Origin of the sequence: Flavobacterium sp. UGB4466, assembly GCF_903469665.1 — a bacterium.
Taxonomy (GTDB): Bacteria; Bacteroidota; Bacteroidia; order Flavobacteriales; family Flavobacteriaceae; genus Flavobacterium; species Flavobacterium lipolyticum.
The window spans coordinates 1-16,196 of the sequence record NZ_CAGKLC010000069.1 but is presented as its reverse complement, the minus strand read 5'-3'; the positions used below and the strand labels follow the sequence as shown (position 1 = coordinate 16,196).

Sequence of the window (16,196 nt, the reverse complement as noted above, 5' to 3'; positions counted from 1 at the left end):
AAGTCCCGTGATAGCATATTTGTATAAATTAAAATTGATACAATGAGAAAACTCTGTGCATTCCTACTTGTACTTATCGGTCCGGTAGTTTTGGCTCAAAAAACGGTCAGCCTTCAGGACTGTGAAAGCCAATTCCTTAAAAACAACCTCTTTCTGTTGGCATCACAATATAATATTGATGCATCAAAAGCATTAACCATCCAAGCCCGAATTTGGGATAATCCGTCACTAACGGCAGAACTCAATGCTTACAACCCCGAAAGAAATCAATATTTTGATATCGGCAAGCAAGGGCAAAAAGCATTTGGTATCGAGCAGTTGATTTATTTAGGCGGAAAAAAACGCAATGAAATAAAACTGGCACAAACCAATGAACAATTAGCCGAGTTACAGTTCAATGATTTACTGAGAACTTTAAAACTCCAACTAAGAAAGAGCTTTTACACCGTATACTACAACAAAAAAAGTCTTGAAACTACTGACAACCAGCTAGCGCATATCGAAGATTTGATAAGCTCGTACTCGATACAGGTTGAAAAAGGTAATATTCCTTTACGAGATCTTGTTCGTCTGCAATCGCTTTACTTAAACTTCAAAAATGAGCGTATGGAGGTTGTCAATGAAAATATCGAAGAACAGGGTAACTTAAAATTACTGCTAAATTCCACCGAAAATGTTGTTCCGGAAGTTACTAAGGAAGAATTTAATAAGTATACCAAAACAATTCCTTTTGACCTTAAAACATTTCAGGATGAAGCCATTGCAAATCGCCCGGACTATTTAGCCAAACAAAAAGATATTGAGGCAAACGAAATCAATGTAAAATGGCAAAAATCCCTTTCCGTTCCTGATATCACCGTTGGTGCCACTTACGATCAGCGCAGTGGAGCTTTTAACAGAGAAGCCAATCTGACACTAGGAATTCCGCTACCCCTTTGGAACAAAAACAAAGGAAATATCAAGTATGCGAAAACGATTCTCGAGCAGTCCAAAATTGAAAAGCAAAATTTTGACCTTCAATTGCAAACCGAAATTACAACTGCATGGAACAAATGGGAAGAATCCCGTAAAAACTATGTGATCATAAAACCTACTGTTAATTCAGATTTTGAAGCGGTTTATAAAGGAATCTTGACCAATTTCCAGAAACGAAATATCAGTTTATTAGAATTTACCGATTTTATGGAAAGTTACAATCAGGCTTCTGTTCAGGTAAATGAACTCAAGAAAAAAGTTATCCTTTCGGGTGAAGAACTAAATAGTACCATCAACAAAGACTTATTCTAAAATTAAATAAAATGAAATATAAACTACTAATAGGAATTGTTCTCGTAAGTTTATCAGTCCTAAGCTGCAAAAAAGAAGTTGAAAACCCAAGCACTAATACCTCTTTTGCCTTAAGCGAATCGATGCTTAAAACGACTACTACAGCAGAAGCGAAAACGCAACCGGTAAAAAATGTATTGAGCTTTTACGGAAAAATTACGGCTGATAATAACAAAATGATTGATGTTTATCCTCTCGTAGGCGGAAACGTAATCAAAGTAAATGTCGAACTCGGAGATTATGTCCGCAAAGGTCAGGTTTTGGCCACCATAAAAAGTACTGACATTGCTGATTTTGAAAAACAATCCATTGATGCAAAAAATGATTTACTGGTTGCCAAAAATCATCTGAAAGTAGCTCAGGAATTATTTGACGGAAAATTAAACTCTGAAAGTGATGTACTTCAGGCGAAATCAGAAGTCAATAAAGCACAATCGCAATTGAGTAAAGTTCAGGAAACCTATAAAATTTACAATATCAAAGCAGGTTCTATTTACGAAGTAACGGCCCCAATTAGCGGTTTTATCATTCAAAAAAGCATTAATCAGGACATGTTACTGCGAAATGACCGTTCCGAAAACATCTTTGATATTGCCGAAATCAGTGAAGTTTGGGCGTTAGCCAACATCAACGAAATTGATATCAACAAAGTAAAACTGGGCATCGATGCTGATGTAACCACGCTAAGTTATCCTGATAAAGTTTTCAAAGGAAAAGTAGATAAAATCTTTAATGTAATTGATCCCGAAACAAAAGCCATGCAGGCACGTATAAAACTGTCAAATCCGGGTTACATGTTAAAACCTGATATGAATGCCAATATCAAACTATCTTACAGTGAAGGTGATTCTATGATAGCCGTACCCAGTAAAGCAATTGTTTTTGATAAGAGTAAAAACTTTGTCATGATTTTCAAAGACCGCAACAACATTGAGACCAGACAAGTAGACGTATACAGAGTCGTTGGTGATGTAACCTATATTTCAAAAGGTTTAAAAGACAATGAAAAAGTAATTACCACTAATCAGTTATTTATTTATCGCGCTCTAAACGAATAAATACATGGAGAAATCTGTAAAAATATTGAGTTTTGCCACACTATTTATTTCAACACTATCTTTTTCACAGGAAACAGATTCGATTCGAAAATATAGTCTGGGGTTCCAAATGACCTCTATATACCAGTACCATCCGGCTTTTCATGCTAATTATTCAGGTACCAATAGTATGTCTCCTAAAGAAGAAGGCGCTTTATCCTTAACATCAACCTTATACCTTGATGTTCCACTATGGAAAGGAGCTACCTTGACTTTTAACCCTGAAATGTCAGGAGGTCAAGGTTTGTCTCAGGCAAGAGGATTGGGAGGCTTTCCAAACGGGGAAACCTTTAGAATTGGAGATACCAAACCCGTTGTTTATGTGGCAAGAATGCTTTTTGAACAAAAGTTTCAATTTAAAAACAACCACTCATTACAACTGGTTTTCGGAAAATTTGGGCTAGCCGACTATTTTGACAATAACTCCTACTCACACGATCCCAGAACACAATTCTTAAACTGGGCATTAATGACACATGGAGCTTGGGATTATGCCGCAAATACCCGGGGATATACAGATGGATTGTATGCTAATTATCAGTTTGATTCCTGGCAGGTAAGAGCTTCATTAACTGCTTTACCCACTTATGCCAACGGTCCGAATGTTGAATTTAGTTTTAAAAATTCCAACGCAATAAACGTTGAAATTGAAAAACAGCTCGTCTTTAAAAATAATGATACGGCAACCTTAAAACTATTAGGCTTTCGAAATGTTGCAGGAATGGGGAATTACGACGAAGCCAATTCAAATTTTATAACAATGCCCGACATAAAAAATACCAGGCAAAATGGGCGCACCAAATATGGCATTGGTTTAAACATGGATTATACGCACAAAGATACTTGGGGATTGTTTGCCCGAATGAGCTATAATGACGGTAAAAATGAGACGTGGGCCTTTACCGAAATTGACCGATCGGCACAGTTAGGAATGCATTTGAACGGAAAGATGTGGAACCGAAATAAGGACTTTGCCGGTATTGCCATAGTAGCTAACGGATTATCCAATTCACATAAACAATATCAAAAACTTGGAGGAGATGGTTTCATGATCGGTGACGGTACTTTAAACTACGGTATAGAGCAAATCGCAGAAGTTTTCTATTCGTTCTTAGTACCCAATACCCATATTACGCTTTCGCCGGATTATCAGTTTGCCATCAATCCTGCCTATAATAAAGACAGAGGTCCGGTACAATTTTTCGCCTTGCGTTTTCATACAGAATTCTAAGCGGAAGTATATCATATAAAATGCTTCAGAAAAAAGCATCACAAATAAAAATTCATCCTTAAAAATACTTTTTAAAATGAACAAATTCATAAGAAACATTATAGCTTTCTCCCTAAAAAATAAGGCATTTACCTTTTTCTGGGTGGGATTATTGGCCGTAGCAGGATTCATTTCTTTCAAGAATATGCCAATCGATGCTTTTCCGGACGTAACCAATACCCAAATTATTATCATTACCCAATGGAATGGAAAAAGTGCCGAAGAAGTAGAGCGCTTTGTAACCTCTCCTATCGAGATCTCGATGAACTCGGTACAGAAGAAAACCAGCGTTCGCAGTATTACAATGTTTGGTCTGTCAGTGATCAAAATTATTTTTGACGATGGGGTCGATGATACTTTTGCACGTCTTCAGGTCAATAACTTACTAAAAAATGTATCTCTTCCCGACGATGTAGAACCGGATGTTCAACCGCCTTATGGACCAACGGGTGAGATTTTCAGATATATCGTAAAAAGTGACAGCAGAGACAGTAGAGAATTGTTAACTTATCAAAACTGGGTAATAGACAAACAATTACGTTCTGTTCCCGGTGTTGCCGATCTAAATGTTTTTGGTGGACAAACTAAAACCTACGAAGTTGGAGTTGATCCGATAAAACTAGCCAAATACAACATAACACCTCTTCAGGTTTATAATGCTGTAAATGGAGGCAACCTGAATGTTGGTGGTGACATCATCGAAAAAAATGGTCAGGCCTTTGTTGTTCGTGGGGTTGGTCTTTTAAAATCGATTCAGGATCTCGAAAATATTATTGTAGACGATGCTAACGGAAATCCTATTTTAGTCAAGAATCTGGCCACTGTTTATGAAAGTGCGATGCCGAGAGTCGGGCAAACCGGTTTAGCGAAGAACGATGATGTTGTTGAAGGTATTATCGTCATGAGAAAAGGTGAAAATCCACAGGAAACCCTGGCTCTGATTAAAGCCAAAATACAAGACCTAAACGATAATGTGCTTCCAAAAGACATTAAACTAGTAACCTTTTATGATCGTGATAATTTAATGAACTTCACGACGGAAACCGTTATGCACAACTTATTTGAAGGAATCATTCTGGTTACCTGTGTAGTATTTTTGTTCATGGCCGACTGGAGGACTACTTTCACCGTTTCTATTGTTATTCCACTCTCCTTATTATTTGCCTTTTTATGTCTTAAAATGATGGGAATGAGCGCTAACCTTTTGAGTTTAGGTGCGGTCGATTTCGGAATTATTATTGATGGTGCGGTAGTTATGGTCGAAGGATTATTCGTCGTCTTAGATCATCGGGCACATCAACTGGGAATGACGGCCTACAATAAAATAGCAAAAGGAAGTCTGATAAAAAAAACCGGAGCAGAAATGGGTAAAGCCATATTCTTTTCTAAGTTAATTATTATCACAGCCTTGCTCCCTATATTCTCTTTCCAGAAAGTAGAAGGAAAAATGTTCTCACCTTTGGCGTATACCCTTGGTTTTGCTTTAATGGGAGCCTTGCTGTTTACGCTAACCTTGGTACCTGTTTTATCACATATTTTATTGAATAAGAATGTGAAGGAAAAAAACAACCCATTTGTTAATTTCTGGGATCGAATAGTGAGTAAAGGTTTTGCATGGACTTTCAAACACAAGGTAAAAGCACTTGTAGGGTCTATAGCGCTTTTAGTAACGGTTTTCTTTTCAGCTACCTTTTTAGGAACCGAATTTTTACCTCAGTTAAATGAAGGTGCTTTATGGGTTACGGCCGAGTTACCTATGAGTACCTCATTACCTGAAAGTGTTAAAACTGCCGCGATGATTCGAAAAGATTTGGAAAGTTTTCCTGAAGTTAAAAATGTTTTGTCACAAACCGGAAGAAGTAATGACGGAACAGATCCGAATGGTTTCGGGTTTATACAGCTTCAGGTGGATTTAAAGCCCAAATCAGAATGGAAGCGAAAAATAACAATGGACGAACTAATTAACGAAATGGACGATAAATTAAAAGTTCATCAGGGAATTACCTATAACTACTCGCAGCCCGTAATTGATAACGTAGCCGAATCTGTTGCCGGTTTTAAAGCCTCGAATGCCGTAAAAATTTATGGAGATGATCTTGACAAACTGGATGAACTATCAAATGAAGTCTTGGCACAAATCAAAAACATTCCGGGTATTAAAGATGCCGGAATCCTGCGAAATGTTGGACAGCCTGAAATTAGTGTTGTTCTGGACAGAGATAAAATGGCTGCTTACGGTGTAACACTGAGTGATGCGCAAGCCGTTCTAGAATTGGCTTTTGGAGGAAAAACAGCTACTCAAAAATATGAAGACGACAAAAAATTTGATGTGAGAGTACGTTTTTCAAAAGAGTATCGTAAAGATGAGAATGATATTGCCGAACTTAAGGTTCCAACGATTAGCGGAATTAAGATTCCATTAAAAGAAATATCCGATTTAAAGACTATTACAGGTCCTGCTTTTATCTATCGAGATAATACGAAACGTTTTATTGGGGTAAAATTCTCGGTTCGTGATCGGGATCTGGGAAGTACCATTGCCGAAGCACAGGCAAAAGTAGCTAAGTTGAAACTTCCAACAGGCTATACTGTTGGCTGGACAGGGGAATTTGAAAATCAGGTTCGTGCCAGTGCCCGATTGGCTCAGGTAGTACCGATCAGTTTAATTGGGATATTTGTGCTCTTATTCATTCTGTTTGGAAATATTAAAGATTCGCTTTTGGTTCTGGCTAATGTTCCGTTCGCCATTATTGGCGGAATCATTGCCTTGCATCTTACCCGAATGAATTTTGGAATCTCTGCTGGTGTTGGTTTTATCGCATTACTGGGAATCTGTATTCAAAACGGTGTAATTCTGATCTCTGAATTCCATCATAATTTAAAAGCGAAATTCTCCCTCGAAGAATCCATTTTTATGGGAGTAAAAGCCCGAACAAGAGCTGTTGTGATGACCGCGCTGATGGCTTCAATAGGTTTAATGCCGGCGGCCATTTCTACCGGAATTGGTTCTGAATCACAAAAACCGTTGGCCATTGTAATCATTGGAGGTTTAATTACAGCAACGATTCTGACCCTTTTGGTATTTCCTATAATCTTCTGGGTATTCAATCGCAAAAAACACGTTCCAATTGAATAAAAATATTGAAGATAGATTAATTGGTTAAATTAATTTGATTCCGTTTTAGCGAAAAAAGCATCATTATTTTTAATGGTGCTTTTTTTTATGAAATGTTATTTCAGGACGAAACAATGTTTGGGTCAAGAACCAAAATACAAAAAAAGAGCTAAAAAACTTTTCTTTGCGGACAGGCTTTTGCCCTTTCAGGGCGTAACCCCTGATTCCATTATTATTCATAGTGCTGCGCACCATTCTATTGCAAGAGCTCTTTCAGAGCAAATTCTAATTTCACAAAAATGAAAAACGACCTTCTGCTCAAGGAAGGTCGTTTCATATACTAACTCAAAGCTAGATTTAATTTTTTTAAAATGGCTACCGCATCTATCGCATTTGATAACTCTGTATATTTCAAAGCACCATGCTATTGCCAGAGCTCTTTCAGAGCAAATTCTAATTTCACGAAAATGAAAACGACCTTCTGCTCAAGGAAGGTCGTTTCATATACTAACTCAAAACTAGATTTAAACCTTTTAAAATGGCTATTGCAGCTATCGCATTCAATAATTCTGCATATTTCAAAGCCAGTAAAACCTTTCTCATTTCTAGCAGCATCATATTATCGCCAGAGCTCTTTCTAACCAAATTCTAATTTCATGGAAATGAAAAACGACCTTCTGCTCAAGGAAGGTCGTTTCATATACTAACTCAAAACTAGATTTAAACTTTTAAACTCTTATTTTAAACCTTTTAAAATGGCTATTGCAGCTATCGCATTCAATAATTCTGCATATTTCAAAGCAGTAAAACCTTTCTCATTTCTAACTGAAGCATCTGCTCCTTTTGCTAATAATACTTTCAAAATATCTACTTTATTATAACGTGCAGCGATCATTAAAGGTGATAAACCTTCTGACATCTCGTTTACGTCAGCTCCATATTCTAATAATTTTTTAACGAAATCTAAATCTCCTTTACTAACTGCCACATTTAATGGTGTTGAGAAACTGTTTACGATCTCTAATTGTGGTTTCACTACTGTTGTGTGATTCGATGCCATTGAAACATTTGCAAATGCTACTAAAGCTACTCCTAAATAAACGATTGAATTTTTCATAATGATTGATTTTTTAATTGATTGATTGATGATGATTTTTAAATTCTTTGTAAAGGTAATTCATTTTCATGTATTATGCATAACAAAGTACCATGTTTTAACTAATTCTTAACATTCAATTAATATAAGCTGGATAAAGTAATTTGAATGTTAATTGTCAGCTTTCTTAATAGACGCCAGAAGATTCAATTTGTTACAGTTTACAGCAAAAAAATATAAAAAATCTTATTATTTTTTTTCATAGCATTAAATACGAAGCGTAACTTTTTTAACTTTACGAAACAAAAAACTCTGCAAACAAAGGTGTTACACTTTTAATTACAGAAAAGAAAAAACTAACAACCTAAAACCACAAACTATGAAGATCTTAAAAAGAATTCTAATTGTTTTAATCCTGATCGTTGCTATCGTACTGATTGCAGCTAATTTTATGCCTAAAACTTATGCCATAGAAAGAGAAATCACCATTAACAAACCTGTTGACAGTGTCTTTAAATATGTCCGATCTTTAAAAAATCAAAATGAATTTAGTGTTTGGGCCAATCTCGATCCCAAAATGAAATCTACTTATAAAGGAACCGATGGAGATGTTGGATCAGTATCTGCCTGGGAAAGCACAGTAAAAGAAGTTGGTGAAGGTGAACAGGAAATCACAAAAATTACGGAGGGAAAACGCATTGACTTTGCCTTACGTTTCAAAAAACCAATGGACGATACAGCGGTAGGTTTTATGTCAACGGAGACTGCACCGGGAAATCAAACAAAAGTAAAATGGGGAATCAGCGGTGTTATTCCTTATCCGATGAATATTATGCTGCCGATGATGAAAATGGACCAAATGATTGGCAATGACCTGCAGAAAGGTCTGGAAAATTTAAAAGCCAAAATGGAAGAATAAAAATTGACCTAATCCATTATAAATTAAATCCGACAGGTTTTAAAAGCCTGTCGGATTAATAATTTATTATTTTAGGGAAAGATATTCTACTACATTTTTATTGATACGCTGATCAATATGATCAATATCTGCTTTTACGAACTTTTCTCCCAGAATATTTTCATACAATTCAATGTATCTTTCAGAAACAGATTGAATATATTCGTCACTCATATTCGGAATTTGCTGTCCTTCCTGCCCTTGAAAACCGTTTTCGATCAACCAGCGGCGTACAAATTCTTTAGACAATTGTTTTTGCTCCTCTCCTTTTTCCTGTCTTTCCTGATATCCATCCGCATAAAAGTAACGGGAAGAATCCGGTGTATGAATTTCGTCAATTAAAACGATTACACCTTCTTTTGTTTTCCCAAACTCATATTTAGTATCTACCAAAATTAAACCACGGCTTGCCGCAATTTCAGTACCTCTTTGAAACAAATCACGAGTATACTTTTCTAAAACAAGATAATCTTCTTCAGAAACAATTCCTTTTGCCAAAATGTCTTCGCGTGAAATATCTTCATCATGAGACCCGTTATCTGCTTTTGTAGTAGGCGTAATAATTGGCTCTGGAAATTTATCGTTCTCTTTTAGACCTTCTGCCATTGTAACTCCGCAAATTTGTCTTTTTCCGGCTGCATATTCACGTGCAGCGTGTCCTGAAACATAACCGCGAATCACCATTTCTACTTTAAAAGGCTCGCATAAATGTCCCACAGCTACATTTGGGTCCGGAGTGGCAATCAGCCAATTTGGTACAATATCCTGAGTTAACTCCATGAACTTTGTAGCAATCTGATTCAAAATTTGCCCTTTATACGGAATTCCTTTTGGCAGAACCACATCAAAAGCCGAAAGTCTGTCGGTTGCTACCATTACTAAAAGATCGTCATTGATGTTGTAAACCTCTCTTACTTTTCCGCGATAAACCGATTTCTGATTTGGGAAATTGAAGTTTGTAGTTGTGATTGTATTACTCATTATCTAGTGTTGTGTTGTTTTTTATGAATGCAAATTTAAAACTAATTAAAAGAAAAAAAGAACCTATTCAGATTCTTTTTTTTAGTTACGGTCTCAGTCGCATTTTTAGTCTCAGTTTTCAGTCGCAGTGTACAGTTCTCTCAGTTTGCACTAGGAAGACCGAGACTGAAAACTGTGACTGAAAACTAAAAACTACTTCTTCAATAATGTCGAATTAAACAAGTTTAAAATCCTGCTGTATTCGTCAATCCAGGAATAGGTCTCTTTAAATCCGTGAGCTTCCACAGGAAATGATGCCAGACTCCAATTCTTTTTCTGAAGTTCTATAAAACGTTGAGACAAACGAACAATGTCTTTGTATTCAACATTATCGTCTACCATTCCGTGTAACATCACTAAATTTCCTTTTAGATTATCGGCATAATAAATAGGAGAGCTTTTTTTGAAGGCTTCCGGATCTGTTTCAGGAAAGTTCAAAATGTTTCCGGTATATCCGTGATTGTAATGTGCCCAATCCGTAACAGAACGTAAGGCAGCTCCTGAGGCAAATTCACCCGGAGCAGTCAACATTCCCATTAAAGTAATAAAACCGCCGTAAGATCCTCCATAAATACCTACTCTATTGGCGTCTATACCGTATTTTTCAACCAAATATTTTTTTCCATCTAAATGATCAGACAAATCTTTTCCTCCCATAAAACGGTAAATTCCGGTTCTGAAATCACGTCCGTAACCATCACTTCCTCTGTAATCGATATCCAAAACTGTATACCCTAAATCAGTCAATAAATTATGGAACATATATTCTCTGTGATAATTACTCCAATAATTGTGCGCATTTTGCAAATAACCTGCTCCGTGAACAAAAATGATTGCCGCTTTGTTGGCATTTTCCGTTTTTGGAGTGTATAATCTGGCGTTTACTGGAGTTCCATCCTGAGCTTTGAAAGTGATTACTTCCGGTTCTCTCCACTTGTATTCTTTAAAACTTGCAGAAACTGAAGATGATATTTGCTGTAAACTCGCATTCTTTTTATTGTCAGCAATATAAAAATCCCAAGGAATATTTTTATACGAATAACGTACTAAAAGCGATTTCTCGTCCGGAGAAACCACTACTTCATGTGCTCCGTCTTTGGTTAAAACAGGCTCTAAAGCACCACCTGCTGCAGGCAATTTATAGAAATTTCTATTCCCCGGATGTGTGGTATTGGTTGTTAAATAAAATGTTTTTTTATCGTTAGACAAGGCTACATCACGAACTTCCCAATTTCCTGTAGTCAATTGAGTCTTTTTCCCTGATTTTAAATTATACGTGTACAAATGTGAATAACCTGTCGCCTCAGATTGGAAATAAACAGTTTCATTGTCTGCTAAAAAGCCTAAAACTCCGGAATCAAATGAATAGGATGGAATTCCAGGACCCGCGATCCATGCATCGTCATGCTGATGTTCGATTTCTTTAAACGTCCCGTTCTCAAGATTCAGATTCACCAGCCATCTGTCTTTGTTGTCCTGACTTCTGATTTCTACAATTGCTGCAGAACCACTCTCGTTATACACAGGAGCCTGAGCAGAAATGAAACGATCTTCCTTAGCTTTATTTTTTAAGTTATCGTACGTTTCATAATACTTCGGATTGTCCTGAATATGGCTTAAAGTCGAAAAATTAACGTAATAAACCGTGTCTTTGGCAACAGAGTAAATTCCCAATTTAGTCTTTACCAGATTGGCTGTCGACACTTTTCCTTTTGTATCAGGAGTTTGGTTATAACCATCATCTGTTATAAAAACCTCCATTTTTTCTTTTTTATTGTCTGATTCTTCCACCAAACTAAAAGTGGCAAAATTTCCGTTTGGATCTGCTTTTAAATTGTAAAAGTTGTCTTTTCCATAAAAATATTCTTTTGCAAAATCAGATTTAACGGCTTTGCTTTTGGCAAGATTCCATTGTTTTTTAGCCGCAGCATCTCTCACGAACTGAAACAGTTCTTTTTGTTGTGTCTTTAAGAAGGACTCTTTATCAGGTGTTTTTTCCTTTTTTACTCCTTTTTTAAAATTTGTTAACTGCAAAACAGCTCCTTCTTTTGCATTGTACTTGAAAATGTTATCATTCTGTTCAAAGAAAACAATCCCTGCAGCCGCACCAAGTTCAACATTGGATACCGGAGTGCTTTGCTGAATAATTTTCTTAACTGTTTTTGTACTGATGGAATACGAGTACAAACCTCCTTTGTCACTGTAATACACTACGTCTGAAGTTGGTTTTCTTTTAAAATCCAGCTTAGAAAAAGCAGCTTCTTTTGGCTCTACCAAAGTTGGCTTTGCTGCTCCTTTTTGCCAGGAATAGGTATTTGCGCCCAAATCATTGGTTGGATTCCATTCGAAATATACTTTTTTACCGTCTAAAGACCAGCGTCCGTAAGTGGGTTGATTTCCAGTAAAACCTTCCCCTTTCATTATTTCTTCTAATTTCAGAGTTTGGGTATTGCCCGAGATCGATAGCATAAAAAAGGCAAGAATAAAGATGTTTTTTGTCATGGTATAGTTTTTTGATAAAACAAAAATACACTTTGAAACTTACTAAAAAAATGTTTTTACAACTTCAAACAGCCAATCGTTCAAAGAGATAAAAAAAAGCCTTCAAAACCTATTTTGAAGACTTTCAGATTCTTTGATTGTAAAACTGTTTAAAGTTTAAAACAATACAGCAAATTCTTATTTTTAATCCATTACGAATTCTTTATTCAAAATCTTAGAAGCGATGTAATTGGCAACACCGTCTTCTGCATTGGTTTTAATTACCTCCAAGTCAGGCAAATTTTCTTTTAGTAAGGCCGGAGCATTACCCATAATTAAACCTTTTCCGGTTGCAGCTAACATTTGCACATCGTTAAAACCATCACCAAAAGAGACTGCCTCTTCTAAAGAAAATCCTTCTTTTTCTAAAACACGCTCAATTGCCACAGCCTTATCAACCGATTTGTCCATGAACTCCAAACAGGTTGGCAAGCTAAATGCATGATGTAAATCACTGGCTGAATTTGCCAAAATTGCCTCTTTTAGGGCTACCAGTTTTTCATGATTCTCATGCGAGAAGAAAATTTTAATGGCTGCAAAATCTTCCAGCGTTTTATAATCTACCAATTCAGGACGGTATTTTAATTCGGCCTGAAAAGCATTTAGTCGCTCATTAATTCTATTCGTCTGCCAAACGTTTTCTTTGAATAAAACCACTGTAATTTCAGGATCAATCTCGACATCTAAAGCCGCTTTTACCACATCACTTTTTAAATCAAACGCAAAAAGCTCTTCTCTTTCAGGAGAATGAATCCTTGCTCCGTTTGAGCTCACCAAATAAACGGGAATTTCAAGTGTTTTAATAATAGCCATCGCATCTAAATGATGACGGCCTGTAGCTACGACAATAAGATAATTTTGATGGTGAAGTTCCTGAAAAATGGATTTGGTATAGTCTGATATTCTGTGTTGAGGGTTGAGTAACGTTCCGTCTAAATCGGTTACTACAACTTTTATATTTTTAAGTTTCGTCATATTAAAATTCAGGTATTTATGAATGACAAAATTACGGCTTTGCTTGCAGAAGAACAAAAATTACAGTCTTCGAAAACTTCAAAAACAGCAAGTTTATTATATATTTAACTATTACGTTAACTATTCCAGTTTAAATATTCAAACTTTAATAATTCCGGTTTTGTATAAATGGAGGGCTTGTTCTATAATTTGTTCAATTCTTTCTACAGGTAAATCTTCTTCAGGATCAAAAAGCATAATTTTCATTCTGGATCGGGCTTCTTGAAGTAAAAAAGGTTCATCAAAGTGTTTTCCTTCTACAATTCCAATATACGGCTTTTTGTATTTTTTATGCGTCCATAAGTAACAAAACATTTTTCCTTTGTAACAGAAGAAAGGCATCCCATATTTTAAAACATGAGTAACCTCTTTGTCCTGTCTTAAGATAATCTCTTTTAAGGCCAAAAAGACTCCTTTCCCGGGTTCTTCAAGTTTTTCGTAAAAATTGTCAACTTCTTTCATTCCCTATTTAATTTAAAACCTGCATACCTTAAATTAAAAAAATATTCGTTTTACACCTCTCCTATTAAAGATTAGGTATAAAACGAATATTACTAAATGTTAAAACACATTTTACGATTTACATTTAACATTTCACTATAATTAAACTTAGTCGTGATTTTCGATCTGCTTGTAAGCGTCAATTACTTTTTTGACTAATCGGTGACGTACGATATCTTTATCATCGAGATAAATAATTCCGATACCTTCAATGTCTTTCAGTACCAAAAGCGCTTCCTTCAGACCGGAAATAGTTCTGCGTGGCAAATCGACCTGTCCGGGATCACCTGTAATCATAAATTTGGCATTTTTTCCCATACGGGTCAGGAACATTTTCATTTGTGAATGTGTCGTGTTCTGTGCCTCATCCAGAATTACAAAAGCATTATCAAGTGTACGCCCACGCATAAAGGCTAATGGCGCAATCTGAATAATTCCTTTCAAAATGTAGTCTTCGAGTTTTTCGTTGGGAAGCATGTCGCGCAACGCATCATAAAGAGGCTGCATATAAGGATCCAATTTTTCTTTCATATCGCCGGGTAAAAATCCCAGGTTTTCCCCTGCTTCTACCGCCGGTCGTGTCAATATGATCCTTTTTACCTCTTTGTCTTTAAGTGCTTTTACCGCCATTGCAACACCTGTGTACGTTTTTCCGGTTCCGGCAGGTCCAACGGCAAATACCATATCATTTTTTTTGATGGTATCTACCAATAACTGCTGGTTAGGCGTCATGGCTTTAATGATTTTACCGCCAACACCATGAACTAATATTTTGTCATGATCGTATGCTTTTTTTTCATCTTGTCCATCGCTCATAATTACCCGTTCGATCACATTATCGTCAATGTTATTGTATCGGGTAAAATGAAGCATAAGCCTCTGGAATCTTTTTTCGAATTCATCTAAAACTTCTTTCTCGCCAAATGCCTTCAAAGTGGTCCCTCTCGCTACTATTTTAAGCTTTGGGTAATACTTTTTAATGATTTCAAGATGCGTATCCTGAGCACCCCAAAAGTCTTTTGGAGCGATGTCTATGAGCTCAATAATTCTTTCGTTCAAATGAGATAGTTTTAAATTAAAAATAAATCAGTTTTTATAAATCAGTAGTTGTCGGGTCTTTTTTTCGTCGCAGTCTCGGCTGGAGTTTTCGGCTGGCGTGACCGAGACTGAAAACTCAGGCCAATAATTGCAATTTGTCTTTTCATTTCTTCCTTTTTGCAATTACTATTACTAGCTTTGCATTTCTCAAATTTAATGAAAATTAGATTTAAATACTACCAATAGTTATAAACAAAATTATGTCAATAATTACCCTCACTACCGATTACGGCTTAAAAGACCACTTTGTTGGTTCGCTAAAGGGTAAAATATTATCTGAGTATCCAGAGGTTACACTTGTTGACATTTCGCATGACATTGACCCATTTAACACAGCCGAAGCAAGTTACGTTATTGGCGCTTCGTATTTGAGTTTCCCAAAAGGAACCGTTCACTTAATTGGAGTAGATATCGAACGTAATAAAGAAAATCAGCATATTGCCATGCAATGGAACGATCATTACTTTATTTGTGCCGATAATGGTATTCTGAGTATGCTTACGCAGAAAATTGTTCCGCAAAAAATTGTTGCCATCAACATACACGACCGCTTTCCGAGCGAATTTAGCGATTTGGATATTTTTATTAAGGTCGCCTGTCACATTTCCAAAGGGGGCTTACTTAATGTTATTGGCAAAGAAATTAAAGAAATCAAGCAAATTACAGAGTTACAGCCCGTAGTTGCCGGCGACAACAACTCTATAAAAGGATACGTGATTTACATTGATCATTTCGGGAACGTGGTAACCAACATTTCAAAAAGGCAGTTTACAGAAGTTGCAAAAGGTCGGGCCTATGAAATTGTTATGAAACCCAAAAGTATCAAAGCCATTTTACCCAATTACTCTGCCATTGCCAGCTCTGATAAATACCCCATAAAAACTTACGAAGGAGAGAAACTGGCTATTTTTAACGAAGCCGGATTCCTTGAAATCGCCATTTTTAGAAGCAATCCTTCTAAAGTGGGTTCAGCGAATAGCCTTTTAGGATTAAATTACAGAGATGTTATTACGATTAAGTTCTTGTAATACTTTTGAATTTCCAATCTAATTTTTACATCTAAAAGTACCGAAGATTTAAAATTTAAAGTTTCATTTTTGGAATTTATTTTTTTTCATCAAAAGAACAATCAATTTTGGTATTTTTGCGCACCTGTAAAA

The 16,196-nt window shown here is 36.2% G+C and carries 12 protein-coding genes; 6 read left to right on the top strand and 6 right to left on the bottom strand.

Annotated features, from left to right (window positions below):
- The first annotated feature begins 42 nt into the window (after positions 1–42).
- The 4 genes from JO950_RS15600 (at position 43) to JO950_RS15585 (ending at position 6,829) form a co-directional block, all read left to right on the top strand.
- A complete protein-coding gene (locus JO950_RS15600) occupies positions 43–1,287 on the top strand; it encodes a TolC family protein (RefSeq protein ID WP_202703490.1) in 1,245 nt (414 codons plus the stop codon).
- An 11-nt stretch (positions 1,288–1,298) separates the two neighbouring features.
- Positions 1,299–2,384 carry an efflux RND transporter periplasmic adaptor subunit gene (locus JO950_RS15595; protein ID WP_202703489.1) on the top strand — a complete coding sequence of 362 codons (1,086 nt, stop codon included), beginning with the start codon at positions 1,299–1,301 and terminating at the stop codon, positions 2,382–2,384.
- A 4-nt stretch (positions 2,385–2,388) separates the two neighbouring features.
- Entirely contained in the window at positions 2,389–3,654 is a 1,266-nt protein-coding gene (locus JO950_RS15590) for a carbohydrate porin (RefSeq protein ID WP_202703488.1), read from the top strand.
- Positions 3,655–3,730: 76 nt separating this feature from the next.
- On the top strand, positions 3,731–6,829 hold the full coding sequence (locus JO950_RS15585; RefSeq protein ID WP_202703487.1) for an efflux RND transporter permease subunit: 3,099 nt from the start codon (positions 3,731–3,733) through the stop codon (positions 6,827–6,829).
- Positions 6,830–7,544: 715 nt separating this feature from the next.
- Here the strand turns inward: JO950_RS15585 and JO950_RS15580 are convergent.
- Positions 7,545–7,925 carry an ankyrin repeat domain-containing protein gene (locus JO950_RS15580; protein WP_202703486.1) on the bottom strand — a complete coding sequence of 127 codons (381 nt, stop codon included), beginning with the start codon at positions 7,923–7,925 and terminating at the stop codon, positions 7,545–7,547.
- Positions 7,926–8,283: 358 nt separating this feature from the next.
- On the opposite strand from JO950_RS15580, the gene JO950_RS15575 reads away from it, so the two are divergent.
- Positions 8,284–8,823, top strand: a complete 540-nt coding sequence (locus tag JO950_RS15575; protein ID WP_202703485.1) for an SRPBCC family protein — start codon at positions 8,284–8,286, stop codon at positions 8,821–8,823.
- Positions 8,824–8,889: 66 nt separating this feature from the next.
- Here the strand turns inward: JO950_RS15575 and JO950_RS15570 are convergent, their stop codons facing one another.
- From JO950_RS15570 to JO950_RS15550, 5 genes are all read right to left on the bottom strand, one after another.
- Positions 8,890–9,843, bottom strand: a complete 954-nt coding sequence (locus JO950_RS15570; protein ID WP_202703484.1) for a phosphoribosylaminoimidazolesuccinocarboxamide synthase — start codon at positions 9,841–9,843, stop codon at positions 8,890–8,892.
- A 192-nt stretch (positions 9,844–10,035) separates the two neighbouring features.
- On the bottom strand, positions 10,036–12,384 hold the full coding sequence (locus JO950_RS15565) for a prolyl oligopeptidase family serine peptidase (protein ID WP_202703483.1): 2,349 nt from the start codon (positions 12,382–12,384) through the stop codon (positions 10,036–10,038).
- Between the two features lie 183 nt (positions 12,385–12,567).
- Positions 12,568–13,398 (bottom strand): Cof-type HAD-IIB family hydrolase, encoded by an 831-nt coding sequence (locus JO950_RS15560; RefSeq protein ID WP_202703482.1) that lies wholly within the window; start codon positions 13,396–13,398, stop codon positions 12,568–12,570.
- A 138-nt stretch (positions 13,399–13,536) separates the two neighbouring features.
- Positions 13,537–13,899, bottom strand: coding sequence for a DUF1801 domain-containing protein (locus JO950_RS15555; RefSeq protein WP_202703481.1), 363 nt, complete (start codon positions 13,897–13,899; stop codon positions 13,537–13,539).
- 147 nt (positions 13,900–14,046) lie between these two features.
- Entirely contained in the window at positions 14,047–14,997 is a 951-nt protein-coding gene (locus JO950_RS15550; RefSeq protein WP_017496394.1) for a PhoH family protein, read from the bottom strand.
- Positions 14,998–15,236: 239 nt separating this feature from the next.
- On the opposite strand from JO950_RS15550, the gene JO950_RS15545 reads away from it, so the two are divergent.
- Positions 15,237–16,064 carry an S-adenosyl-l-methionine hydroxide adenosyltransferase family protein gene (locus JO950_RS15545; protein ID WP_202703480.1) on the top strand — a complete coding sequence of 276 codons (828 nt, stop codon included), beginning with the start codon at positions 15,237–15,239 and terminating at the stop codon, positions 16,062–16,064.
- Positions 16,065–16,196: the final 132 nt, after the last annotated feature.